The organism is Paraburkholderia polaris (assembly GCF_012927345.1).
Taxonomy (GTDB): Bacteria; Pseudomonadota; Gammaproteobacteria; order Burkholderiales; family Burkholderiaceae; genus Paraburkholderia; species Paraburkholderia polaris.
Map to the genome: position 1 here is coordinate 96,408 of NZ_JABBGJ010000011.1, position 23,922 is coordinate 120,329.

Consider the following 23,922-nt stretch of genomic DNA (forward strand, 5'->3'; position numbering starts at 1 on the left):
GGCAACAGGGTTCGACCGCGCGCGGAATGCTCTAAACTGGCGATTCTAAAGCACTCATCCGCGGTTCCGCGCCAGGTGACCACTGGGTGACCACTCAGCGCGCAGCGCGCGGGCAGAGGCTTCGCGACACTGTCCCAGCCAACCGATTCTGCATGACCGAACCCGAAGCAACCGACGTTTTCGAGCCGAAGAAAGTGCTCGCCCAATTGCCGCATCTGCCCGGCGTCTATCGCTATTACGATACGCAGGGCGCCGTGCTTTACGTGGGCAAGGCGCGCGATCTCAAGAAGCGCGTCTCGAGCTACTTCACAAAGACGCAACTGTCGCCGCGTATCGCGATGATGGTGACGCGCATCGCGCGCATCGAGACGACCGTCACGCGTTCCGAGGCCGAAGCGCTGCTGCTTGAAAACAATCTGATCAAGGCGCTGGCGCCGCGTTACAACATTCTGTTTCGCGATGACAAGTCGTATCCCTATCTCAAGCTGACCGGCCACAAGTTTCCGCGCATGGCGTATTACCGCGGCTCGGTGGATCGCAAGAACCAGTACTTCGGTCCGTTCCCGAGTGCGTGGGCGGTGCGCGAGAGCATCCAGATCCTGCAGCGCGTGTTCCAGTTGCGCACGTGTGAAGATTCCGTGTTCAACAACCGCACCCGGCCGTGTCTGCTGCATCAGATCGGCCGCTGCACGGCGCCGTGCGTCGCGGCGATTAGCGAAGAGGATTACGCACGCGATGTCGCCAATGCGTCGCGCTTTCTGCTCGGCCGGCAGGGCGAGGTGATGAAGGAGCTCGAGCAGAAAATGCACGCGTTCGCGAGCGAGCTGAAGTTCGAGCAGGCCGCAGCGGTGCGCAATCAGATGAGTTCGCTGTCGACGGTGCTGCATCAGCAGGCGATCGAAGTCGGCGGCGATAGCGACGTGGATATTCTCGCGGTCGTCGCGCTCGGCGGGCGCGTGTGCGTGAATCTCGCGATGGTGCGCGGCGGACGGCATCTGGGCGATAAGGCGTATTTTCCGGCGCATGTGGAAAGCGCCTTGACGGTCGGCGAGGGCGGGCTTGAAGACGGCGGCGACGATGAGTTGTCGGTCGATGTCGCGGGCGGCGCAGCTTCTGTATCTGACGGGGCCGCAACTGGGGCGAACGCATCGTCCGATGCAACCGACGCCCTTGCAATCGCTGCGGAGATGCCGTCCGAAGAGGAGGGTGACGAGGCAGACGCTGCTGTCGATGCGGAAGATGAAGAGGATGATGCGGCCGACTCCGACTCCGACTCCGACTCCGAGTCTGAAGCCGAACCTTCGGCGCCACGCAAAGGCCGTGCGACCTCTGGCGGCATCGAATCTGAAGTCCTGGAGGCGTTCATCGCGCAGCACTACATCGGCAATCGCGTCCCGCCGGTGCTCGTGGTCAGCCACGCACCGGCCACGCGCGAACTGGTCGACGTGCTGATCGAACAGGCTGGCCACAAGGTGACGGTGCTGCGCCAGCCGCAAGGTCAACGGCGCGCATGGCTTGCGATGGCCGAGCAGAATGCGCGGCTCGCGCTCGCGCGCCTGCTCTCGGAACAAGGCTCGCAGCAGGCCCGCACGCGCGCGCTCACCGACACGCTCGGCATGGAGTGCGACGACCTCGCGCATCTGCGTATCGAGTGCTTCGACATCAGCCACACGATGGGCGAGGCGACGCAGGCGTCGTGCGTGGTGTATCACCATCACAAGATGCAGTCGTCCGAATACCGCCGCTACAACATCACCGGCATCACTCCGGGCGACGACTACGCGGCGATGCGTCAGGTGCTCACGCGCCGCTACGAAAAGATGGTCGCGCAAGCGGCTGCGAACGCCGCCGACGAAGCCGCCGAATTGCAAACCGACGCGGCCGCGGACTCGTCGCTCGCAGCGGATGCCGCGGAGCCGGCCGCGGCTGGCGGCATCCTGCCGACCATCGTGTTGATCGACGGCGGCAAGGGGCAGGTCGAAATCGCGCGCCAGGTGTTCACCGAACTGGGTCTGGATACTGGCATGCTGGTCGGTGTCGCGAAGGGCGAGGGACGCAAGGTCGGTCTGGAAACCTTGATTTTCGCGGACGGCCGCGCGGCGCTCGAACTCGGCAAGGAGAGCGCGGCGCTGATGCTGGTCGCGCAAATCCGTGACGAGGCGCACCGTTTCGCCATCACCGGCATGCGCGCAAAGCGCGGCAAGACACGCCAGACTTCGCGACTCGAAGAGCTCGAAGGGGTGGGTGCGAAGCGGCGTCAGCGGCTGTTGGCGCGCTTCGGCGGCCTGCGTGGGGTGGTCGCGGCAAGCGTCGAGGATCTGGCGAGCGTCGAAGGGATTTCGCAGGCGCTGGCCGAGCAGATCTACCGGCAGTTGCACTGATCGCGGTAGGCCACTCTGCCAGAGTACCGACAAGACACCCATCAAAAAGCGACCAGGAAGTGCCTGGCAAGTGGTCGATAGGAGGCGGACAGGCGACGCACGATCTGCCGGCGGGCGGCTGATAAGCAGTGCTCCGGCATTGCGCGTGCCAGGCCCCGCGCGCCGCTTTGCTTGTGGCAGGCCTTGTGACACGGCACAATTGCATCTCCCTTGTCAGACGCTGCGCCTGCCCATGCCGTTTAATTTTCCGATTTTCCTGACTTGGCTGCGGATCGTCCTGATTCCGCTCGTCGTCGGCGTGTTTTATTTGCCCGACATGATGATGAGCCCGGCACACCGCAATCTGGCGGCCGCGACGATCTTCATTCTGGCGGCGCTCACCGACTGGTTCGACGGCTTTCTGGCCCGCAAATGGAATCAGACCTCGGCGTTTGGCGCGTTTCTCGATCCGGTCGCCGACAAGCTGATGGTGACAGCAGCGTTGCTGGTGCTCGTGCAACTCGCGCGGATCGATTCGGCGATTGCGCTGGTCATCGTCGGGCGCGAGATCGCGATTTCGGCGCTGCGCGAATGGATGGCGCAGATCGGCGCATCGAAGAGCGTCGCGGTGAATTCGCTCGGCAAGTTCAAGACCGTGTGCCAGATGGTCGCGATTCCAATGCTGCTGTTCTACGGGCCGTTGCCGTTCGGCGGCGGTGTCACTGTCGATACGCGTGTGTGGGGCTTGTGGCTGATCTATCTGGCCGCGTTCCTGACGATCTGGTCGATGCTCTATTACATGAAACTCGCATGGCCACAGATCCGCGAGCGGGGTGGCGTTGCCTGATCGGAACGATTGAGACGCAACGCCCGAGCAGCTGAAGCGTGTCCGAACGTCGCTGAAGCGTGAGTGAAAGTTTTTTCAGTAAAGACATTCGCAAAAGGGGTTGACACGTTTCGGTCGTTTCTCCATAATCTCGTTTCTCCGATGCACGCAGTTTGAAGCGCGGTGGCAGTAAGAGAGTAGTTGCAGTAACAAGGCAGCAGTTAGCAGCGCAAAAGCAGCACAATGCGGGAGTAGCTCAGTTGGTAGAGCGCAACCTTGCCAAGGTTGAGGTCGCGAGTTCGAGCCTCGTCTCCCGCTCCAATTTTTGAAGCAGCGCGTTGTTTGGCGAAGTAAAAGTGCAAGGCGTTGTGAAGTAGGGCAATGCGGGAGTAGCTCAGTTGGTAGAGCGCAACCTTGCCAAGGTTGAGGTCGCGAGTTCGAGCCTCGTCTCCCGCTCCATACATAAGGGGAAGCAACGCTTCCCTTTTTGTTTGGTGGGCCGGTCCTTACGGTTGCTCACCAGACAAATCTGAGAATCTGCAGCTAGGTTCCAATCCGCTTGCGGCGCGATAGCAAAGCGGTTATGCAGCGGCCTGCAAAGCCGTTTAGGCCGGTTCGACTCCGGCTCGCGCCTCCAGTAGTTGAAGTAAAGAAAAGCCCCGACTTGTCGGGGCTTTTCTTTTTTGCGGCATCGTCGCTGATGCTCACTCTAAGCGTTTCGGCGCGCGGCTACGCGTTCCAGCACCTAGGCTCTCGCAACCCTCCGCGCATTTGAGGCGGCGAGCAGACAGTTGTGCATGCTCGCTCGTCACCAATTCAAAAAACAATCGCCGACTTGATCGATCGAAGTGCCGCGCTGTTCAGGAGGTAGTAGCTGTCTTGTGGCGTCCCGCCGCCGAGCGGCGCGAGCTGTAACGTCGTGCCGTCCTTGATCAGGTAGCCCGCATAGATACCGCCGTTGCTCTGATAGTAGACACGGTAGTCGGTCGTCGCCGAGGCCAGCGCCGTGTTGGCGACCCATGCGCGCATTCCGGCGAGCGTCACGATCTGTCCATCGCTGATCTGATAGGTCTTGCCGTCTGTCGTGCTCGCATACGGAAAGAAATTTTCGAGCGTCGAAATCGTGGCGGAGCACGGTGTCGGATTGGTCCCAGTCGTGGCGGGTGCGAGGCAGTCGTATGTGAAGGCCTCGTCGCCGACCGTGTGCCTGACGACTTTGATGTAGGCCGCACCCGTTTGCCAACTGGCCTGCTGGTTGTACAGCGATTGCCCGTTCAATGTATTCGTCAGAACGCCAACGGCGCTGTTCGTGAACAGTTCGGCGGGAGAGGCAGAAATCAGGCCGCTTAGTGGCACGACGCTGTAGCTGGTGCCAAGCAACGTGCGGAGCACTGTTTCACCGTCTGACGCCAGATAATCTATCTGGACATTCGCGCCCGAGTAGCTGATCCGGGCTTGCGGCGGAGACGCGGAGATATAGACGACGCCGTTGACGAGTAAGCGTGGCGCCGCGATTGCCGGAACCTGCAGTGCGGACGACACGGACGTGTATGTTTCGGTCATCGGCTGCGGCCCATTTGCAGGGCTCCGGGCGACGCTCGAGTCCTCGGTATAGAAGACACTGCTTGGGCTGACCGTCAGTGCGCCAGTCGACGATGTGCTAATCGACAGATCGGCGCTCAGATAGTGCATGCCGCCGTTTGCCGCGAGCGCGACACTTTCGTAGCTCTTTTGCGCGTCGCTCAGATTCGAACTGGCTGCTGTCGATCCCGAACTACCTGACGAGCCACCGCCACACGCAGATAAAATAAGTGCGGCACTCATGGCCAACATGAAATGTCGATTTACCAATCGCTTTTTATTTTCTTTCATTTCTAATTTTTTATCTTTCAGTTTTTGTTGCACTGAATTAAAAGCCATGAATAACGCATTGACCGTTAGCAGCCCGTTGCTAATCATGTACAGTATCCCATGCTATTTCGCGTATTCGGAAACATTGTTAGATATGCGATTCGACGGTTCTTGATGTTTTCCAGGGCGCGAAAGCACGGGGCAGGGCAAACCCGCTGTTAATACAAAATTTCGACCAATGAAAAAAACCATAACCGCTGCTGTGCTGTGTGCCATTGGGTTGCCACTGCTGGCGATCGCGCAATCGGCACCGGCGCCTGCCATTAAAGGCGGGGATTCGTGGACCTACGTCAACACCTTTGAGAAAGCGCCTTCAACGTGGCGCCAGTCGCACGACGAGGTGACGGTCTTGCGCGCAACCGCGTCCCACATCTACTACACATCGAAGCAGTCTGGCTCGACCCAGGCGCCGAGTGAGGTGATAGCAGGCGCCGACTGGAGTCGCGAACGGAACGTGAATGGCGCGGACGTGGTCGTCAATCGGCCGTTCGTTTTCCCGCTATCGCCGGGCAAAACCTGGACCGTGGAATATACGGAACAGCATCCGAACAAGGCCTTCGCTTCGCAGAAGTGGAGCAGCCAATATCGGGTGGTGGATACTGAAACCGTCGAGGTGCCGGCGGGGAAATTTCAGGCGATTAAAATCGAAGCGGAGGGCGAATGGGTTGCGCAGATGGAGCCGACGCAGACCATCACTCAAGCCGTGCAGACGCAGCAAGGCGATACCGCCATGATCACTCATGCACAGAAAACGGGCCCCGTCCAGGTGACCGGACGCACCTATAAAGCGTTCTGGTATGTGCCTGAGATCGGCCGCTGGGTGAAGTCAGTGGAAGAATATTACGGCAGTAATGGCGTGCGCAACGAGCGCTATACAGGCGAACTGGAGTCGTTCAAAAGAAGCACCGAATGATTGGAATACGCGCGATTAAACTGTCTAATTTTGCTGCGTAAGAAAAATAGCCCCGAACGCCGGGGCTATTTTTCTATTCCTTGTTTACTGCAAAACTGGTCAGGCATGCGTATTCCAAACCTCGAACGCCGCTCCTTCCTCCTGCGCCTGATTTACGCGCTATGCCTTTGCGGCGCCACGTGGACACATCTGCAAGTGGCCCTGGTTCACGGACTATCGTGGGACTACGGCGGCGCGGCGCCGCTGACGCGAATCTACTGGACATCGCTGCTCTTCATCGATCCGCTAACCGCTTTGCTACTGCTGTTGAGTCCGGGAGCAGGGCTGATCCTCTGCGTCGCTGTCATCGTGACCGACGTGGTGCACAATTCATGGTTCGCGCTGCATCATCCGATTCGCACGGACCTGTACCTTTCGCAGATCGTCTTCCTGCTGTTCGTCGCGTTCACGGTGCGGACCGCCTGGCGAGGGGCTGTGAGCCGGTCCGCCGCGCTGCGCGCCGCAGATTGAATTTGCCTGATTGCCGCTTTGCGCAATTGCCCGTCCACACGAGGCTGCATGTACCTACAACTCACCGGCACCAACGTCCGTCTGCTCGGCTCGATGCATCTGTTTCCGGCGACGAGCCGCAGAACGCCGCCATGGATCGCTGAAGCGTACGACTGGGCCGAATCGCTGGTGTTCGAATCCGATCCGCCGACGATCCTGCCGTTTCTGAAGGCTCCGCCGCAGGGCGGTGCTGATCAACTGCGGCCCTTGCTATCCGCCGATGCCTGGCGTCAGCTACAAGCTGTGTGGCCCGCGGAGAGCCCGTTGGCGCCGCTCGTCGAACTGCGTCCGTGGGCCGCGCTGATCGTCGCGCCGACGCTGTTCCAGCAAGTCGTCGAAGGCGTCGAGCCGCGCATGCTGCGCTCGGCGCTGACGCAAGCCAAACCGTACCAGTATCTCGAGACGGCGCAGGAAGTGGCGGCGTCGCTCGAATCGATTCCGCTCGAAGCAGTTGGCACCGCGCTTGGCATGCTGATGTCCGATCTCGATGAACCGCAGCGCACGCTCGAGCGAATGCACACTGCCTGGCTGCATGGCGATTTGCAGGCCGTGCACCAGATCGCCGTCGAGTCGCCGATGTTCAATCTGCCCGGCATCCGCCACGCCATTCTCGATACGCGCAATCGCGCGTGGGCGGAGCGTGTGACGGAACTGACCGGGCGGCCGGAGCGGACGTTGGTGGTTGTCGGCGCGTTGCATTTATGTGGTCCCGGAAACCTGATCGAATGTCTTGCGCGACCCGTCGAGCCGGTTTTTAAAAGCGCCTAGCAGGTTTGCCGGCGGCCGGCCGCCAAGGTATTGGCGTGGCATAGCCTGAGGCCTCGAGGCGCGGCATAATTCCCTTCTACCGCCGCCCATGCAGGCGTACCTCTTTTGAAGATTTTCCATGACTGAACCGCAGCAAACCGCCGCCACGCGACTGGCGCAACTCGAATGGCGCTGGAAAGCGTTCGACGACCTCACGACCGCCGAAGTTTATGCGATGTTGGCTGCTCGCAGCGCGGTGTTCGTCGTCGAGCAGAACTGCGTGTATGGCGATATCGACGGGCTCGATTCAGATGCCTGGCATCTGTTTGCCTTTGGCCCGAGCGACGTATTCAACAACAAGCGCCCGCCGCTCGCGGGCTATCTGCGCGTGCTGCTGCCGGATGCCAACGACACCGATATCCGCATCGGCCGCGTACTGACAACAGCGGAATTCCGTGGCATCGGCCTCGGTAACGCGATGCTCGAACGCTCGCTCGCGCATATCCGGATGCAGTGGCCAGGTACGCCAATCCGTTTGCATGCGCAGGCGCATCTGCAAGGCTTCTACGGCGCATTCGGCTTTACGCCGGTGTCGGAGATTCACGAAGAGGACGGCATCCCGCACGTGTGGATGCGTTCTGCCTAAGCCAGACCGCAAAGCGGCTCGGCGTGTGCACGCCGAGCGCTGGGAACTTCGACTTCAATACCTTCGAAATGTGCCGGCCTCGGCGCGTGGCGCGCCGGCCGGCTTTAAGCGCGGCGACTTCAATAGAACTGAAAATTTCAGCGGTGGCCGCTCGCAGGCGCCGTCGCGGCCCGCGCCAGGTCTGGCTTCGCCTTTGCGCGCCGCTCGCCGCGCAGACGACCGCGTGCCGACAGTCGCATCCAGTGACGCAACGCCACCAGCGCGCCGATCACGCTCATCATCGAGCCCGGAATCCACAGCAACAGGCCGCCGATCTGCTGATCGCGCATCGGGCTCAGCCACGTGAAGGCGCGGCCGCAGATCGAGTAGATCGGATACAGCTCGTGCGGCGTAAAGAAGATAAACGCGCCGAGCATGATCTGCGGCGGAATCGCGGCGATCACGACCAGTACGCGCTTGCCGGGCGACAAACGCGCCGGCGGCGCGGGCCGCGGATCGAGCACGAGCCACCAGAACAGCAGGCCGTCGATCACCATGCTCCAGTTCATCACGCGATAGAGCCGCCAGTCGAGCATCGCCACGAAATGAATCGGTGACATCAGCCAGAAGTAGATCAGCCCGACGAACAACGTGACCGCAACCACCGGATGCATCACCACGTCGAGCAGCTTGCGTACTACCGGGGTCTCGAGCGCAGGCCGCACGAAGCGCTGCCGCCAGCTGAATGGAATGCCCGCGCGTAACGCGGCGCCCGGATAAGAGAGCGCGATAAAAAACGGCCCGAGGTGATGCAGCACCAGATGCTGCGCACGATGCATGAAGAACTCATGCTCGAAGAAATAATCGAGGCGTGTGTGCAGCGCGACGTACAACGCGACCAGCCCGAACCAGAAGGAAATGCGCCGGAGAATCGACACCTTCGCCTTGTGTGCGCCGCGCACGAAAAGGATCGCCGGTACCAGCAAGGCGATGACGACGGTCGGCGAAAACTCCCAGGGGTCGAGCCAGTAGAGCAGGTTCATCGCAGGGCGTTACTTGGTCTGGGCGGGCGACTTGACGGCGAACGGCGTATCGAGCGTTTCGCCGTCGGAGAACTTCAGCGTCAGATGCACGGTGTCGCCCGGCGCGACCTTGTGCTTCGCGTCTTCGAGCATCACGTGATAGCCACCCGGCGCGATTGCGACCTGGCCGTGAGCGGGCACCGTCAGCTTGTCGACCATCACCATCTTTTGCGTGGAGCCGTTCGACACGCTTTGATGCAGCATCGCGTCGCCGTAGTCATTGCTCGAAATATCGACGAGGTCGACCGGCTTGTCGCTCGCGTTCACCAGCGTCACGTAGCCGGCGGCGGGGAGGTTGTTCGGCAGCCAGCGCACCCACGCGTCTTTGACGCTGATCGCGTTAGCACCCGCGGCAAGCGCGGCCGTTGTGAAACCGAATGAGAGGGCGAGGGTGCAGCTCAGTGCGGCGAACGTTTTGATCTTGATCGACATGGATGAATTGGGGAAAGGTCAGGAACGGTCATCAATGATACGGCGCAGGTCTTGCGCGATCGCGTCGGGAGTATCGTGATCAGTGGCGAGCAGCCGCGCGTGGCCTTGCTGATCGAACACATAGACGGCCGAGCTATGGGTGACTTCGTAGTTGCCGTTGGGGTCGCGCTTTTCCATTTGATAGGCGACCCGGTAACGCTTGGCGAGCGACTCGATCTGCCAGTCGGTGCCGGTCAGGCCTTCGGCGTGTTGTGAGTCGAAGGCGCCGACGTAGTCATGCAAGGCTTTGGGCGTGTCGCGTGCCGGATCGACGGTGATGAACAGGATGCGCACTTTTTGCGCGTCCGGGCCGAGTTTGCCGAGAACCTGCATCAGGCGCCCCATCGTTTCAGGGCAGACGTCCGGACAATGCGTATAGCCAAAGTAGACGAGCGACGTGCGGCCTTTAAACGAATCACCGGTTACGGCGCGGCCATCGTCGCCGGTCAGCGTGAAATCGAGATCCGGCAAGTGGCCGGTCACGTTGGTCAATTGGAACGGCGCGGCGGGATGGGTGCAGCCGGTTAGCGCACCGAGCACGCCCACCATGACGGTTAGCGCGAAGAGGCGGCCGGACCACGGCCGGCGTAGCGGCAAGGGGTTCGGCTGCGGGTTTCGGGACGAGATGATCGGGAACAAAGCAGGGTTCAATGACTCGATTGAAGAGCGACGCGTGACGCTGGCCGAGAATGGACGCGGCGTGGTTCGTGCACAGCGCGCGGCGCGTCATAGTGTGCAAATATGGTTGTCACTGCAATGGTCTGCGTGGCTGCGACTGTATCGCAAAATCTCGGATGACGTCGCACAGCACCCGCGGGCGCATGGTTTGCGAGGCAATTTGACGCAGGCGGTTGAAAGCTCGCTGAAACCGAATCGTTCTCTTTTTGAACGCAATCGTGAGGTGCATCGGCCGTGCCGCCCGGCCAGGCTTGTGTCCCGGCTTACTTTCTCGAAAAATTGACGGATGCGCGGTAAGATGCGCACACTTTTCCGGCCACAGAAGGCTGAAAGGCAAAATTAACCGATGCAAGCACTTCCGGCTGTTCTGTCTCCTGGTGAGACGGCATTTTTCTTCGACTTCGACGGCACGCTGGTCGAACTCGCGCCCACGCCGGATGGCGTGCTGGTGCAACCGCGCGTGATCGGGCTGCTGACTGAGTTGCGCAGTCTCACGAACGGCGCGGTCGCGATCGTGTCGGGCCGCGGCATCGACAGTATCGACGGTTTTCTCGGCATGCCCGATCTGCCGATCGCCGGTCTGCATGGCGCCGAGCGGCGCGACGCAAACGGCGACACGCAGCGCATCGGCTTTCATGACGCGCGACTGTTGCGCATGGAGCAGGTGCTCGCGCAGGTCGTCAACGAACATCCCGGCATGCTGCTCGAGATCAAAGGCGCGGCGCTGGCGCTGCACTACCGGAACGCACCCGATCGCGAGCCGGTGGCGCGCGAGGCGACCGAGCGGCTGGTTGCCGATTACCCCGGCTCGTATGTGTTGCAGCCGGGCAAGATGGTCTACGAAATCAAACCGAAGGATGTCGACAAGGGCCGCGCGATGCGCGCATTCCTGGAAGAGCCGCCGTTCGTCGGCCGCACGCCGGTGTTTGCCGGCGACGATCTGACCGACGAGAAAGGCTTTGCCGTCGTCAATGAGCACAGCGGCCTGTCGATCAAGGTGGGCGCGGGCGACACGACGGCGCATACGCGTGTCGAGTCGGTCACGGCGTTGCTCGACTGGCTGGAATCGATTGTCGCGGCCGCGCGCGGAGCGTGATGGTGACGCCGTATCGCCCAACGACCATGACTTACTGCATTGGGAATCGCGCTTCATGAGCCGACTGATCATCGTATCGAACCGGGTTGCGCCGATCTCTGAGGGCGGCCCGGCGGCGGGCGGTCTGGCGGTCGGTGTGTACGACGCGCTGAAGGAAACCGGCGGCATGTGGTTCGGCTGGAGCGGCGACGTACTCAGCTCTGGCCAGCCCCAGATCAAGGTGGAAGAGCGCGGACCGGTGACCTTCGCGACCATCGCGCTGATGCGCCGCGATTACGACCAGTACTACCGCGGTTTCTCGAACGCCACGCTGTGGCCCGCGTTCCACTACCGCGCCGATCTGCTGCAATACGATCGGCACGACTTCGAAGGCTATTGCCGCGTCAATGCGTGGCTCGCCCAGCAACTCGTGCCGCTATTGCGCGAAGACGACGTGATCTGGGTCCACGACTATCACCTGATTCCGTTCGCCCAGGCGTTGCGCGCAGCCGGCGTGAAAAATCGCATTGGCTTCTTTTTGCATATTCCGTTTCCGGCTTCGCAGGTGTTGCTGGCGGTGCCGCCGCATCGCGAACTGGTCGAAGCGCTCTGTTCGTTCGATCTGCTCGGTTTTCAGACTGCGCCGGATTTGCGGGCGTTCTGTGACTACATCGTCAACGAGGCGAACGGCACGGTCGACGTATCGGCCAGCGGCCCGCTGACCGTCCATGCGTTCGGCCGCACCTTGCGCGCGGCGGCTTATCCGATCGGTGTTTATCCGGACGAAATCGCCGAACTTGCGCAAGCGGGCGAGCGCGGCAAGCCGGTGCGCACGATGAAGACGGCGCTGCATTCGCGCAAGCTGATCATGAGCGTGGACCGCCTCGATTATTCGAAGGGGCTGGTTGAGCGCTTCCGCGCGTTCGAGCGTCTGCTGGAACATTTCACCGCGCAACGCAACAAGGTCTCGTTCCTGCAAATTGCTCCGCCGACACGCGCTGACATGCACGCGTATCAGGACATCCGCTTGCAGCTTGAAGGAGAGTCGGGGCGCATCAATGGCCGCTTTGCCGAACTGGACTGGACGCCGATCCTGTACATCCATAAGCAGTACGAGCGCTCGGTGCTCGCCGCGCTGTTTCGCACGGCGCATGTCGGTTACGTCACGCCGTTGCGCGACGGCATGAACCTTGTCGCCAAGGAGTACGTGTCGGCGCAGGATCCGGAGAATCCTGGCGTGCTCGTGCTGTCACGCTTTGCCGGCGCCGCGCAGGAACTGGATGGCGCGTTGATCGTGAATCCGGTCGATATCGACGGAATGGCCGAAGCGCTCGCGAGAGCGTTGGAGATGCCGCTTGCGGAGCGTCAGGCGCGTCATCGCGACATGATGGTGCAACTGCGCGAGAACAACGTGTCGGTGTGGCGCGATAATTTCATGCGCGATCTTCAGAGCGTGGATGGTGCGAAGAGCACCAGAACCGTGAAGGTGCGCGCTGGATCGGGTAAGAAAGCGGTGCGCGAAACCACGGTTGGATAGACGGCTGTCAGGCCCGATTTCAGCTTGCCGGAAAACAGAAAAGCCGCTCGAAAGCGGCTTTTCTGTTTGTTGCTGAGTGTGTTGCTGAGGTAGCAGAGGGCGGCGCGTTGCTTAGACCACGTGCTGCTCGTCCACCTTTTTACCGCCGATATGCAGCGTGGTGCCCTTACCGTACTGCTTCGAGAGCAGATCGCGATACAGGCCCGGCCGCTGGCGCAATTCTTCCGGACTGCCGTCGTCGATGACCTTGCCGGCGCTCATCACGATGATCCGGTCGAAGTTGTTCAGCGTCGACAGCCGGTGCGCGATCGCGATCACCGTGCGGCCCACCATCAGCCGGTCGAGCGCCTTCTGGATCGCTTCTTCCGATGCGCTGTCGAGTGCCGAGGTGGCTTCGTCGAGCAGCAGGATCGGCGCGTTCTTCAGAATCGCCCGCGCAATCGCGATGCGCTGGCGCTGTCCGCCGGACAGCTTCACGCCACGGTCGCCGACGATGGTGTCATAGCCTTCCGGCATGGCTTCGATGAAATCGCTGCAGCGGGCTTCGCGCGCAGCGGCGAGCACTTCTTCCCGGCTCGCTTCAGGGCGGCCGTAAGCGATGTTCTCGTACACCGTGCGATGGAACAGCGAGATATCCTGCGGCACCAGCGCAATGGTATGGCGCAGGCTGTCCTGGGTGATCGTGGCGATGTCCTGGCCGTCGATCTTGATGGCACCGCCCTGCGTCTCATAGAAACGCTGCAGCAACGCCAGCACGGTGGATTTGCCCGCGCCTGACTTACCGATCAGACCGACCCGCTGGCCCGGCACGATATGCAGATCGAAGTGATCGAGAATCGGCCGGCGGCGCGGGTAGGCGAACGTCACGCTTTCGAAATCGACCCGGCCGCCTTGCGGCACGAGCTCGGTGGCGCCGTCGCGGTCCGGCATGCCGTGCGGCTCGAGCAGGGTGCGAACAGCTTCCGCAAGCCGCGCGACGTGCTGCGTGACGTCGACCAGCGCCACGGCCAGATCACGCGTGCCGTGCAGGATCGTGAAGCCGAGCGAGCTGACCAGCACGATGTCGCCGGAGGTCGCACGGCCTTGATCCCACAGCCACAGCGCCCAGCCCAGCAAGCCCGCCGACAGCAACGCGGTGATCACCGCATGCAGCAGGCGCAGCTTTTCCAGATACAGCAGGCTTTGCTGGCGCGCTTCCATTTCCGCTTTGACCGTCGCGCCGAAACGCTGCTGTTCGCGAAACGTCATGCCGAAGGCGCGCACGAGGCCCATGTTGCTGATCACGTCGACCAGTTCACCGTCCACCGACGCTGCTTTTGTCGCGAAATGGTGATGCCGCGCCGAGCCACGCCCGGCAAGTTTGTAAAGCACGACCGACAGAATGGCCGAGCACAGCATCAGGCCGCCCGCCATCAGCGGATTCACGGCGGTGATCATGACGATCGCGCCGAGCACCGCGATACACGGCGGCAGCACGTTCCAGGCGGTGGTGTTTTCGGCGGTGTAGACCGCGTTCGAGGTTGCCGTGATGCGGCTCGCCAGCATGCCTGGCTGTTTCTCCGAGTAGTAAGTGGGCGAGTGGCCGCTTAAATACTGGAACAGGTCGCGCCGCAAGTCGCCGGTGACGGCCACGAACGTATGCGCGGCAACCCAGCCGCCGACCCGCCACAGCATGTTGTCGGCGGCGATCAGGCCGACCAGGATGGCGAACGCGCCCCACAGCGGACCGGGGTGATGCCGGCCTTCGCCGAGCACGTCGATCAGATGCTTGATCGCGTATTGCGAAGCGAGCGCACAGCCCACGGCCGCAAACACGCTGCACAGGACGATCGCATGCGCGAGCGGATGGCGGCGAATAAAGCGGAAAAGAAACGCAAGCGGCCTGTGCGCATAGCTCGCGAGCTTTGCGTTCTGGGCATTACGCTGGGCGATGGTTAAGTGTTCCAATTGATCGTAAGGTCGGTGTGTTTCAGGTTGTTCATGCAAGCCATGGGCCACAGCAAAAGCGTTCGCTGCGAAGCCGATGCTTCGCATTGTAAACATGCAAAAGCGATTGCGCCCTGTGTATCCGGGCGATGGCGCGACTGATTTCGCGATAGACGACCGCGACCTACTGTTGCTCGACCCACCGGTGGAGCAGTGGTTCATGCAGGCTGCGGAATATTTCGGGATATAATTACAAATTGCATTCAACCGCGGTGCGGCATTTCTTCAATACCTGCCGGCAAAGTTGACACGGGAGCTTACAGCGGCCGCCTTCGGGGTCAGCGCTGCAAGCCAGTTGCTACTGTAGAACTGTCTTATAAAACAAGGGTTTGTAAAGTGTTTCGCCTTTGTAACAACGTAAAGACTTTGAAATGTTGCGGTGCAGCGAGGTGCCCGGCACCGATAATGCGTGCTCTGTTGAGCCACCGAAATTTCTGACAGTTTGTCAACGCAGGTGGCATGTGTGCGTTTACCGGCACATGCGCAGACAGCGAAATGCTGAACTGGGCTCACTACCCAAGCGATCCATCGCAGGATTTCTCGAAAGAATCAGGCCCGCGCCGGCATATCCGGCCAGACTGCCCTGGCGAGCAAGCGAGTCGCTTTTACCAAACGCAGTACTTTTGCCTGATTTTTTACGAGGAGTTCTTCATTATGCGAATCGCTCAAATCGCTCCCTTGCACGAGGCGGTTCCTCCGAAGCTTTACGGCGGTACGGAACGCGTGGTGTCCTACCTGACCGAAGCGCTGGTTGAACAGGGCCATGACGTCACGCTTTTCGCAAGCGGCGATTCGCAAACCTCGGCGAAACTCGAAGCGTTCTGGCCGCAGGCGCTGCGCCTCGACCCGACCATCCGCGACGTGATGGCGCCGCACATGCTGCTGCTCGAAGAAGTTCGCCGCCGCGCAGACGAATTCGACGTGCTGCATTTCCACATCGATTACTACCCGTTCTCGCTGTTCGCCCGCCAGCCGGTGCCGTTCCTGACCACGCTTCACGGCCGTCTCGATCTGCCGGAACTGCAACCGGTCTTCAACACGTTCAGCGACGTGCCGGTGGTGTCGATTTCGGACAACCAACGCATCCCGCTGCAACAGGCGAACTGGCTGCAAACCGTCTATCACGGTCTGCCGGAAAACGTGCTCACGCCGATCAAGGACGTCGAGCCGGGCTACCTCGCATTCCTTGGCCGCGTCTCGCCGGAGAAGGGTCTCGACCGTGCGATCCGCATCGCCGGCCAGGCAGGCATGAAGCTCAAGGTCGCCGCCAAGATCGACAAGGCCGATCGTGCCTATTACGAAGAAGTGATCAAGCCGCTGATGGCGCTCCCGCACGTCGAATACATTGGCGAAATCGGCGAAGCCGAAAAGCGTGAGTTCCTCGGCAACGCGCATGCACTGGTGTTCCCGATCGACTGGCCGGAGCCCTTCGGTCTGGTGATGATCGAAGCAATGGCTTGCGGGACGCCGGTGATCGCGTTCAACCGTGGTTCGGTGCCAGAAGTGATCGAAAACGGCGTGTCGGGTTTCGTCGTCGAAGACGAAATCAGCGCGGTCGCCGCAGTGAAGCGTCTGCACACGCTGCCGCGCACCGGAGTGCGCAAGGCATTCGAAGCGCGCTTCTCGTCGAAGGTCATGGCGAAGAACTACGTTGCCACCTACGAAGAGCTGCTGCGTCAGAAGCATCGTACGGTGCTGCGCGAAGTCAACGCCGGCTAAGCACCGTCAGTCAAGGCAGTCAGGCCGGCTTGCCGGAGCGCTTTTGGTGCTTTTGGCTCGGCGCCCCCGGCTAGGCGCCCCCGGCGATCAGATGGTCCGGCTCCCCCCCAGCAACGCCCCGCGTGCATCTCGCCCGCGGGGCGTTGTTGCATACGCGCCGCGTTTTTGCCGGTGTGCGTCAGAAAGTGCGGTTTTGAGACCGGCAAGCATGAGCCTGTCTCGGTAATATCCCTATAATGGCCGTGCCGCAAATTTGGCTGCGGCGCCGCCGACGACAGGAGGATGCTTTGGCGAGAACGAAAGAGACGCGTGCGAACGCGGCGCCCGGCGCCGGAACGATTTTCGCGTTGCGCGCCATCGGTCTCGTGCTCCTCGCTCGCTGGCTTTTTTCGATGGCGCAGATGGATCTGAGCGCGTCGCTGTCGGCGATGGTGTCCTCGCCGTGGGCGTGCATCAACCTGGTGTTCCTGTTCCTGCTGATCTTCCTGCCGGGTGCGCGCGCCGTGGCTGAGCGTCCCTTGCATCCGCTGCCGCAATGGCTGCGGCAGTCGTTGCGCCTGTTTGCTTTCCTTGGATTCCTGTTTGCGGTCTGGTCGGTCGGTGCGTTTGCAGCGAGCGCCGGCTGGCGGCGCGCCGCGCAGGCGGTGGCGGCCACCAACGGCTGGCTGTTGGCTGCACCGGCGTTGTATGCGGCGGTCGTGTGGATTTGCCGGCCGCGCGCGCTGTGGCGAACCAATATCGCTGCGCGGCGTTTTGCGATCGGCCGCTATGCGGTCGCGCTCGATCCGGCCACCCGCACGGTGGTCGTCTGGGCCGAGCGTCGTAAGGTGGGGCAGTACGACGCTCGCGAATTGTCCGTGCGATGGGCGGCGGCGGGAGGTGTGAGCGCGGCGCCGACGCCGACGCCCGTCGTGGCGTTCGGTGTCGCCGGCGAGCCGGGTGGCGCCGCCGCGCCGCTCGGCGTGCCTGCGTTGGCTCGCGGTGCCTTCGGCCGACGTCCGAAAATCGAATTGCTGTGGGATTCGCCGGCTGCGGCGGGCCACAATCGGCAAACCGTGTTCCGCACCGCGCTGACCACCGAGGGTGATCGGGTCGCCGCGCGTGCGCTCGACACATCGTTGCGGCAAGTCTGATTCTGTCGCTTTGTGCAGTCGGCCACACCGCGCGGCCGAAGCGGGCATCATAGAGTGAGTGGTAGTCGATAATAAGAAGTGCCACCCGGCGGTTCAGTGGGTGGGTGAGACATACATCGATCGTATTGCGTCGTTTGCAGGAGTCGCTATGCTCGTTCGCTGGTTGCTTGCCGCCATTCATCTGCTTGCTTATGGCTTTGCCCTTGCGTCGATTCTTCGGCGCACCTGGTCACTGCGGCGAGCCAGCGTGCCCGCTGCGTTGCGATCCGTATTCCGCTCCGACACGCGGTGGGGCATTTCGGCGTTGGTGCTGATCGTCACCGGTCTGATGCGCGCCTTCGGCGGTTTCGAAAAGGGCGCCGACTACTACCTGCATGAGCCGCTCTTTCACGTCAAGATGACGCTGCTTGTGCTGATACTCATCCTCGAAGTCCCGACGGTGCTCGGCCTGATGCGCTGGCGCGCCTGTATCAGAAAAGGCGCCCCGCCTGATTTGCGAAAAGCCCGTACGTATGCGCGTTTCAGCGTGATCCAGACCGTACTGTTGGTGTTGATGGTGTTCGCGGCTACCGGCATGGCGCGCGGTATCGGGCTGCCTGCGGGCGTGGTTTAGTCGCGCGTTGAAGCACTGGCCGGTGGTCGCATTGGCTCGCGACATGCCGAACGCATATAGCGGCGTCGAGCGGTCAGGCGAGGAACGCCTCGAGAACGCTCGAGTCGGCGAACGAAGAGGAGCGTGGGTAACGCCAGCAGAAAACGCCGCTTACCGGCGGCTTCTGCATGACGTCCCACACGCTTCTGCGCAATTTACTTCTCGACCAGTAAGCTTGAATCATCGAGCCGATTCGCCTTCGTGTCATCGGTCTTGCGCATGACATCCGAATCGGCCAAGCCCTTGATCAACTCCAGCGCCTGACGTTCGAACAGCCGCCTGTACAGGCCGTTCTCGCGTCTGATCAACGCCTCGTGACTGCCTTCCTCGATGACCTTGCCCTTGTCCAACACCAGCAGCCGGTCCAGCGCTCGCACGGTGGAAAGGCGGTGTGCCACCACCAGCGTCGTGCGGCCCATCATCAGCCGTTCCATGGCGTGCTGGATCAGCACTTCGCTTTCGCTGTCGAGGCTCGAGGTCGCTTCGTCCAGAATCAGGATCGGCGCGTCCGCGAGAAACGCCCGCGCGATAGCCACGCGCTGACGTTCGCCACCCGAGAGCTTGATGCCGCGTTCGCCCACCAGCGTGTCGTAACCCTGAGGCAGCGTCGCGATAAAGTCGTGCGCACTGGCGAGCCTCGCGGCGCGTTCGATCTCGGCGCGGCTCGCACCGGGCCGCGCATAGGCGATGTTCTCCGCCAGCGAGCGATGAAACAGCACCGGCTCCTGCTGAACGATCGCGATCTGGCTGCGCAACGATGCCTGCCGCACACGGGCGATGTCCTGACCGTCGATCGTGATCCGGCCTTCCGAGATGTCGTACAGCCGCTGGATCAGCTTGATGAAGGTCGTCTTCCCGGAACCTGAATGCCCGACCAGCCCGACGCGTTCTCCCGGCGCGATGCGCACGGAGAAGTTGTCGTAGAGCGGCGTGGCTTTTGCGCCGTAGTGGAAGGTGACGTGCTCGAAGCGAATTTCGCCTTTGCCGATCGCGATCGGGCCCGCGCCGGGCCGATCTTCGATGCCCAGCGGCTGGCTCTCCAGCGACACCAGTTCTTCCATGTCGTTGACCGAGCGCTGCAGGTTGCGGATATGCATACCTACGTCGCGCAGATAGCCTTGCAGCATGAAGAACATCGTCAGCGCGAACGTGATGTCGCCGACGCTCGCTTCGCCGCGCACCCATAACAGCAACGCGGCGCCGAGAATGGCGGCCTGGATTGCCACCAGCATGCCGCCCTGCAAGCCGCCGTTGATCGTGCCGCGCATCCACGTGCGGCGCGTACGATGACGCCACTTGACGATTACACGCTCGAGCAGGACTTCTTCGCGTGCTTCGGCGCCGAACGCTTTCACCACGCCATTGCAGCTGACTGCGTCGGCGAGGGCGCCGCCCATGCGTGTGTCCCACGCGTTAGCGAGGCGCGCGGCGGGCGCAACGAAACCGAGCGACATGGCCACGGTCACCGCGATATACAGCATCGAGCCGATACCAACGACCGCGCCCATCATCGGCCAGCGCCAGCCGAGCAGCATCGTTGCGCCGACCAGCATGACCAGCGACGGCAACAGCGCGATCAGCAATGTGTCGTTGAGCAGATCGAGCGCCCACATACCGCGCGTGATCTTGCGCACCGTGGATCCTGCGAAGCTGTTGGCATGCCAGTCCGTCGAAAAGCGTTGCACGCGATGGAACGCATTCGCGGCGATCTCGCTCATCATCTTGAGCGTCAGCCTGATGATGTTGAAGAACACGCCCTGGCGAAGCAGCGTGGCGCCGAGTCCGAGCGCGCCCAGCACGCAGAAGGCCGTGATCGCAGCGTGCCACGCGACGGCGTCACCGGCGGAGCCGGACGCGATCGCGTCGACGAGCCGTCCGGCGAACATCGGCGTGAGTACGTCGGCCAATGCCGAGAGCAGCGCCAGCGCCGTAATGACGAAGATGCGCCAAGGCTGTTTGGCCCAGTGAAGGAAGGTGAAGCCGAGGACGTCCTTGAAGGCTTGTCCGCGAAAGTCGAGTTTTTTTCTAGTCATTTGCCACGACCCGGTGGCGCGCGAGCGCACCGAGGTTCCAGTCAGAAGCGAAAGGAAGAGACAGTCAAGCGAGCCGGAATGTATCGACGACGATGCCGGCAAAGAGACTACGGACTGTCTGGGATTTGCGCGGACGCCTGTTCAGGCAGAACCGCGCGAGCGACGACGCGACGAATTTAAGGTCGCGAGAATGGCCGTGAGGCCATCCCAGGGACGACGATATGCACTGCGAACATGTGACGCCTCCCTGTAGTCGAATGAGGTGAAGAAAGTGGACGGGGCGAGTGCCCGAAAACTGACTATATCAGCAGTATTTGGCGACCGCAATCGTACGAAAGTTCGGTGTTGACTTCGAAGCGGAGCAGGTGTGTGCGCGTATTAACTCGTCTACGCGTGAGTGATCAATCTGCCGTGTACATCTAAAACATAAGCAAAAACAAAAAAGCCCTCGACTTTCGTTCGAGGGCTTTCTCTTGCGGCTCTTCGGAGACCCGCGAATCTGGTGGGTGGTACAGGGATTGAACCTGTGACCCCTGCCGTGTGAAGGCAGTGCTCTACCGCTGAGCTAACCACCCGAAGAGAGCCGAATTATGTCAGGGATTTTTCCACTCGTCTAGTACTTTTTAAGCGGTTTGCTCATCGGCGGTTGGTGCGGGTTCGAGACGCCACACGCTCGTGCCTTTGATCGCTTTGTCGAGACCGTCGAGCACGGCCTGATGTTCGGTGACCTCGTCGTCGCTCGCGGCAATCACAACCAGATTCAGCGAGTCGATCGCGATGCGCGGCGCGTGCGCGTCGCCGCCACCGTGCGAATCGCCGTGCATGTCGATGACAAGGCTTTCCTGGCCGCGTGTCATCGCCAGATACACCTCGGCGAGCAGTTCCGAGTCAAGCAGTGCGCCGTGCAGTGTACGGTGCGCGTTGCTGATGCCGAAGCGGTCGCACAGCGCGTCGAGTGAATTGCGCTTGCCCGGGAACATCTGCTTGGCGCGCGCCAATGTATCGATGATCTCGCCGCAGTAGGTTTTCACTGGCGGCAAACCCAGCAGCGCGAATTCGGCATCGAGAAAGCCGATGTCGAACGGCGCGTTGTGAATGATCAGCTCCGCGTCCTGAATGAAATCGCGAATCTGATCGGCGATCTCGGCGAACTTTGGTTTGTCGCTCAGGAACTCGGTAGTCAGCCCGTGAACGGCCAGTGCGCCCGGATCGCTGTCGCGTTCCGGGTTGATGTAAAAATGCAGGTTGTTGCCCGTGAGCCGGCGGTTCACCATTTCGACGCAACCGAGTTCAAGGATCCGGTCGCCGGTTCTTGCATTCAGGCCGGTGGTTTCGGTATCGAGGATGAGTTGACGCATGTCGGATTAGCCTGCTCAAAAAAAATCAGCAAAAAAGAAGGGCGCGCGCGTTGGTGTCGCTGCGGGCATCACGGCACGCATCACATTTCTGCGAGTGAGGCGACACCGCGATTGGCCAGTTGATCCGCGCGTTCGTTTTCCGGGTGGCCGTTGTGACCGCGCACCCAGCGCCATTCGATTTCGTGCTGCGCGACGAGCGCATCGAGCCGCTTCCAGAGATCGGCGTTCTTCACCGGCTGCTTCGCAGCGGTGATCCAGCCTTTTTTCTTCCAGCCGTGGATCCATTCACTGATGCCTTTCTGCACGTACTGCGAGTCGGTGTGCACGACGGCCTTGCAGGGGCGCTTGAGTGCCTCGAGCGCGGCGATCACGCCCATCAGTTCCATGCGGTTGTTGGTGGTGTTGGGTTCACCGCCGAACAGTTCTTTTTCCTGGTCGCCGAAGCGCAGCAGCGCGCCCCAGCCGCCGCGGCCGGGATTGCCCTTGCAGGCGCCGTCGGTATAAATATCGATGATGTCGGAAGTCATTGAGTGTGGTTGCGTGTGTTCGGGGTGGCGGCGGGCGCGAGGCCCGCGGCGAGGACAGGTTTCTTCACTTTCAGCGGGCCGACGAGGCGCATGCCGCGCACGCGCTTGATCGCCTTGATCATGTAGGTGGCGCCGAAAATCGGCCACCAGCGGTCGCCGGCGGCTTCCATGAAACCATAGCGGGACAGCCATTGATCGCTGCCAAGCGGCGGACGATAGCAGCCGAAGCGCCCGCGTTCAAGGTCGAAACCCAGCAGTTTGATCCAGTCCTTCAAACGCGTGAAGGCGATCAGGTCGACTGCCGCGGGCACGAACGGCCGACCGGTCATCTTGCCGACCGATTGACGCGCGCCCCACAGCGAGAGCGAATTGAAGCCGAGAATGATCAGTTGGCCTTCGGGCATCAGCACGCGCTCGGCTTCGCGCAGAAGCCGGTGCGGGTCGCTCGTGAATTCCAGCGTGTGCGGCATCACGATCAGGTCGACGCTTTGTGCTTCGAACGGCAGGTCGAGCAGGTCGCACCAGACCGCGCTACGCCCGGTCGGCGCCGACAAACCAGCGGGCAGACCTTGCGCGGCGCCATTCCTGGAGCCATTCGCCAGGCCATTCCCGGCACGCCCCAGACCGCGCGGAAACGTGTAGGGCGCGCTCGCGCCGCTCGCTGCGTCGAGCACGAGCCCGCGGCACGGCATGCGGTTTTCGCGCAAGGCGTCGAGTTGCGGCAGGCCGAGTTGCAGCGCATGGTAACCGAACACGTCGGACACCACGCGATCGAGTTGGGTCTGTTCCCACTCAAGTACGTAGCGGCCAGGTGGCGAATCGGTCCAGGCGGGCCAGTCTATAATCTCTCGATCAGTCATATCAGAGAATGCGTCGCCTATGAATGCGCTCGAGTACGTACCGGTCCCGGCGTTTGAAGACAATTACATCTGGGTCGTTTCCGACGGGCATCACGCCGTGGTCGTCGATCCCGGTGAGGCCGCCCCCGTGCGCGCATATCTGGCGAAGCGGGGTTGGCGGCTGAGCGCTATTTTACTCACGCACCATCACCAAGACCATGTCGGTGGAGTGGCCGATCTGCTGAACGGCCAGGCCGTTCCCGTCTACGGCCCCGCCGGTGAAGCGATCCAGCACCTCACGCATCGTCTCAAAAACGGCGATCACGTGACGATTGCTGCGCCCGCACTCGAATTCGAGGTGCTCGACGTACCCGGTCACACGAGCGGTCATATCGCCTATTTTCAGGCGGCCGACCCGCGCGGCACGCCGCACGTGTTTTGCGGCGACACGCTGTTCGCGTGCGGCTGCGGCCGGTTGTTCGAAGGGACGCCCACGCAGATGCTGGCATCGCTGGATTCGCTTGCCGCACTCCCGGGTGCGACCGAGGTGCACTGTGCACATGAGTACACGTTGTCGAACATCCGCTTCGCGCTCGCCTGCGAGCCGGGCAATGCTGAACTGCAAGCCTGGCGTGACAAAGCGGGCGAATTGCGCGCGCGTCATGTGCCGACGCTGCCCACCACCATTGCCCACGAACGTGCTGTGAACCCATTTTTGCGCGCCGGCAACCCGGCGATTCAAACAATCTTGCAAGAGCAGTTGCACGAAAAAGTGCCCGATCGATTAACGGCATTTACGCTGATGCGTGAATGGAAAAACCGCTTCCGTTGACCCGATTTGGATCAGGGTATTCCTCACGCGAAGAATCGCAAAAATTCGCCAAGCCCAAGATTTCCTTGA

At 61.6% G+C, this 23,922-nt stretch carries 22 protein-coding genes and 4 tRNA genes; 16 read left to right on the top strand and 10 right to left on the bottom strand.

Annotation, left to right across the window (positions count from 1 at the left end):
- Window positions 1-152 precede the first annotated feature (152 nt).
- The 5 genes from uvrC to HHL24_RS12240 all read left to right on the top strand — a co-directional run bounded on the left by uvrC (window position 153) and on the right by HHL24_RS12240 (window position 3,823).
- Window positions 153-2,381, top strand: coding sequence for an excinuclease ABC subunit UvrC (gene uvrC, locus HHL24_RS12220; protein ID WP_169485725.1), 2,229 nt, complete (start codon window positions 153-155; stop codon window positions 2,379-2,381).
- A 232-nt stretch (window positions 2,382-2,613) separates the two neighbouring features.
- Complete coding sequence (gene pgsA, locus HHL24_RS12225; protein WP_169485726.1) at window positions 2,614-3,207, top strand: CDP-diacylglycerol--glycerol-3-phosphate 3-phosphatidyltransferase; 594 nt, start codon at window positions 2,614-2,616, stop codon at window positions 3,205-3,207.
- 224 nt (window positions 3,208-3,431) lie between these two features.
- A tRNA-Gly gene (locus HHL24_RS12230) sits at window positions 3,432-3,507 on the top strand.
- 62 nt (window positions 3,508-3,569) lie between these two features.
- Window positions 3,570-3,645: transfer RNA gene (locus HHL24_RS12235), tRNA-Gly, on the top strand.
- A gap of 104 nt (window positions 3,646-3,749) precedes the next feature.
- A tRNA-Cys gene (locus HHL24_RS12240) sits at window positions 3,750-3,823 on the top strand.
- Window positions 3,824-4,002: 179 nt separating this feature from the next.
- On the opposite strand, the gene HHL24_RS12245 is transcribed toward HHL24_RS12240, so the two are convergent.
- Window positions 4,003-5,019: a hypothetical protein gene (locus HHL24_RS12245; protein ID WP_230417422.1), complete on the bottom strand. Its 1,017-nt coding sequence runs from the start codon at window positions 5,017-5,019 to the stop codon at window positions 4,003-4,005.
- 256 nt (window positions 5,020-5,275) lie between these two features.
- Here HHL24_RS12245 and HHL24_RS12250 point away from each other — a divergent pair, with 256 nt between their 5' ends.
- The 4 genes from HHL24_RS12250 to HHL24_RS12265 all read left to right on the top strand — a co-directional run bounded on the left by HHL24_RS12250 (window position 5,276) and on the right by HHL24_RS12265 (window position 7,952).
- The gene (locus HHL24_RS12250) at window positions 5,276-6,010 is read left to right on the top strand and encodes a hypothetical protein (RefSeq protein WP_169485728.1); all 735 of its coding nucleotides are present in this window, start codon (window positions 5,276-5,278) and stop codon (window positions 6,008-6,010) included.
- A complete protein-coding gene (locus HHL24_RS12255; RefSeq protein WP_206002825.1) occupies window positions 6,011-6,520 on the top strand; it encodes a hypothetical protein in 510 nt (169 codons plus the stop codon).
- 48 nt (window positions 6,521-6,568) lie between these two features.
- The gene (locus HHL24_RS12260) at window positions 6,569-7,327 is read left to right on the top strand and encodes a TraB/GumN family protein (protein WP_169485729.1); all 759 of its coding nucleotides are present in this window, start codon (window positions 6,569-6,571) and stop codon (window positions 7,325-7,327) included.
- Between the two features lie 118 nt (window positions 7,328-7,445).
- Window positions 7,446-7,952 carry a GNAT family N-acetyltransferase gene (locus tag HHL24_RS12265; RefSeq protein WP_169485730.1) on the top strand — a complete coding sequence of 169 codons (507 nt, stop codon included), beginning with the start codon at window positions 7,446-7,448 and terminating at the stop codon, window positions 7,950-7,952.
- A gap of 137 nt (window positions 7,953-8,089) precedes the next feature.
- Here the strand turns inward: HHL24_RS12265 and HHL24_RS12270 are convergent, their stop codons facing one another.
- The 3 genes from HHL24_RS12270 to HHL24_RS12280 are packed head-to-tail and all read right to left on the bottom strand — an operon-like array spanning window position 8,090 to window position 10,033.
- Window positions 8,090-8,974 carry a cytochrome c oxidase assembly protein gene (locus tag HHL24_RS12270; protein ID WP_169485731.1) on the bottom strand — a complete coding sequence of 295 codons (885 nt, stop codon included), beginning with the start codon at window positions 8,972-8,974 and terminating at the stop codon, window positions 8,090-8,092.
- A 9-nt stretch (window positions 8,975-8,983) separates the two neighbouring features.
- Window positions 8,984-9,445, bottom strand: a complete 462-nt coding sequence (locus tag HHL24_RS12275; RefSeq protein ID WP_169485732.1) for a copper chaperone PCu(A)C — start codon at window positions 9,443-9,445, stop codon at window positions 8,984-8,986.
- 18 nt (window positions 9,446-9,463) lie between these two features.
- Window positions 9,464-10,033: an SCO family protein gene (locus HHL24_RS12280; protein ID WP_169485733.1), complete on the bottom strand. Its 570-nt coding sequence runs from the start codon at window positions 10,031-10,033 to the stop codon at window positions 9,464-9,466.
- Here HHL24_RS12280 and HHL24_RS12285 point away from each other — a divergent pair.
- The 3 genes from HHL24_RS12285 to otsA all read left to right on the top strand — a co-directional run bounded on the left by HHL24_RS12285 (window position 10,032) and on the right by otsA (window position 12,774).
- Window positions 10,032-10,445, top strand: coding sequence for a hypothetical protein (locus tag HHL24_RS12285; protein WP_169485734.1), 414 nt, complete (start codon window positions 10,032-10,034; stop codon window positions 10,443-10,445). The genes HHL24_RS12280 and HHL24_RS12285 overlap by 2 nt on opposite strands.
- 63 nt (window positions 10,446-10,508) lie before the next feature.
- Window positions 10,509-11,258 (top strand): trehalose-phosphatase, encoded by a 750-nt coding sequence (gene otsB, locus HHL24_RS12290; protein WP_169485735.1) that lies wholly within the window; start codon window positions 10,509-10,511, stop codon window positions 11,256-11,258.
- Window positions 11,259-11,313: 55 nt separating this feature from the next.
- The gene (gene otsA, locus HHL24_RS12295) at window positions 11,314-12,774 is read left to right on the top strand and encodes an alpha,alpha-trehalose-phosphate synthase (UDP-forming) (RefSeq protein ID WP_169485736.1); all 1,461 of its coding nucleotides are present in this window, start codon (window positions 11,314-11,316) and stop codon (window positions 12,772-12,774) included.
- A 111-nt stretch (window positions 12,775-12,885) separates the two neighbouring features.
- Here otsA and HHL24_RS12300 read toward each other — a convergent pair whose 3' ends face one another.
- A complete protein-coding gene (locus HHL24_RS12300; RefSeq protein WP_169485737.1) occupies window positions 12,886-14,721 on the bottom strand; it encodes an ABC transporter ATP-binding protein in 1,836 nt (611 codons plus the stop codon).
- A gap of 693 nt (window positions 14,722-15,414) precedes the next feature.
- Between HHL24_RS12300 and HHL24_RS12305 the strand changes: the two genes are divergently transcribed.
- The 3 genes from HHL24_RS12305 to HHL24_RS12315 all read left to right on the top strand — a co-directional run bounded on the left by HHL24_RS12305 (window position 15,415) and on the right by HHL24_RS12315 (window position 18,225).
- Window positions 15,415-16,479: a glycosyltransferase family 4 protein gene (locus tag HHL24_RS12305; protein WP_169485738.1), complete on the top strand. Its 1,065-nt coding sequence runs from the start codon at window positions 15,415-15,417 to the stop codon at window positions 16,477-16,479.
- 287 nt (window positions 16,480-16,766) lie between these two features.
- Window positions 16,767-17,612: a hypothetical protein gene (locus HHL24_RS12310; protein WP_169485739.1), complete on the top strand. Its 846-nt coding sequence runs from the start codon at window positions 16,767-16,769 to the stop codon at window positions 17,610-17,612.
- Window positions 17,613-17,760: 148 nt separating this feature from the next.
- Window positions 17,761-18,225 carry a DUF2214 family protein gene (locus HHL24_RS12315; RefSeq protein WP_169485740.1) on the top strand — a complete coding sequence of 155 codons (465 nt, stop codon included), beginning with the start codon at window positions 17,761-17,763 and terminating at the stop codon, window positions 18,223-18,225.
- A gap of 194 nt (window positions 18,226-18,419) precedes the next feature.
- On the opposite strand, the gene HHL24_RS12320 is transcribed toward HHL24_RS12315, so the two are convergent.
- From HHL24_RS12320 to HHL24_RS12340, 5 genes are all read right to left on the bottom strand, one after another.
- The gene (locus HHL24_RS12320) at window positions 18,420-20,297 is read right to left on the bottom strand and encodes an ABC transporter ATP-binding protein (protein WP_169485741.1); all 1,878 of its coding nucleotides are present in this window, start codon (window positions 20,295-20,297) and stop codon (window positions 18,420-18,422) included.
- Between the two features lie 500 nt (window positions 20,298-20,797).
- Window positions 20,798-20,872, bottom strand: a tRNA-Val gene (locus HHL24_RS12325).
- A gap of 48 nt (window positions 20,873-20,920) precedes the next feature.
- The gene (dnaQ, locus tag HHL24_RS12330) at window positions 20,921-21,655 is read right to left on the bottom strand and encodes a DNA polymerase III subunit epsilon (RefSeq protein ID WP_169485742.1); all 735 of its coding nucleotides are present in this window, start codon (window positions 21,653-21,655) and stop codon (window positions 20,921-20,923) included.
- An 80-nt stretch (window positions 21,656-21,735) separates the two neighbouring features.
- Window positions 21,736-22,182, bottom strand: coding sequence for a ribonuclease HI (gene rnhA / locus HHL24_RS12335; protein WP_169485743.1), 447 nt, complete (start codon window positions 22,180-22,182; stop codon window positions 21,736-21,738).
- A complete protein-coding gene (locus tag HHL24_RS12340) occupies window positions 22,179-23,042 on the bottom strand; it encodes a class I SAM-dependent methyltransferase (RefSeq protein WP_169485744.1) in 864 nt (287 codons plus the stop codon). Before HHL24_RS12340 ends, rnhA begins: the two co-directional genes overlap by 4 nt.
- Window positions 23,043-23,061: 19 nt before the next feature.
- Here HHL24_RS12340 and gloB point away from each other — a divergent pair, with 19 nt between their 5' ends.
- Complete coding sequence (gene gloB / locus HHL24_RS12345; RefSeq protein ID WP_169485745.1) at window positions 23,062-23,853, top strand: hydroxyacylglutathione hydrolase; 792 nt, start codon at window positions 23,062-23,064, stop codon at window positions 23,851-23,853.
- Window positions 23,854-23,922 lie beyond the last annotated feature (69 nt).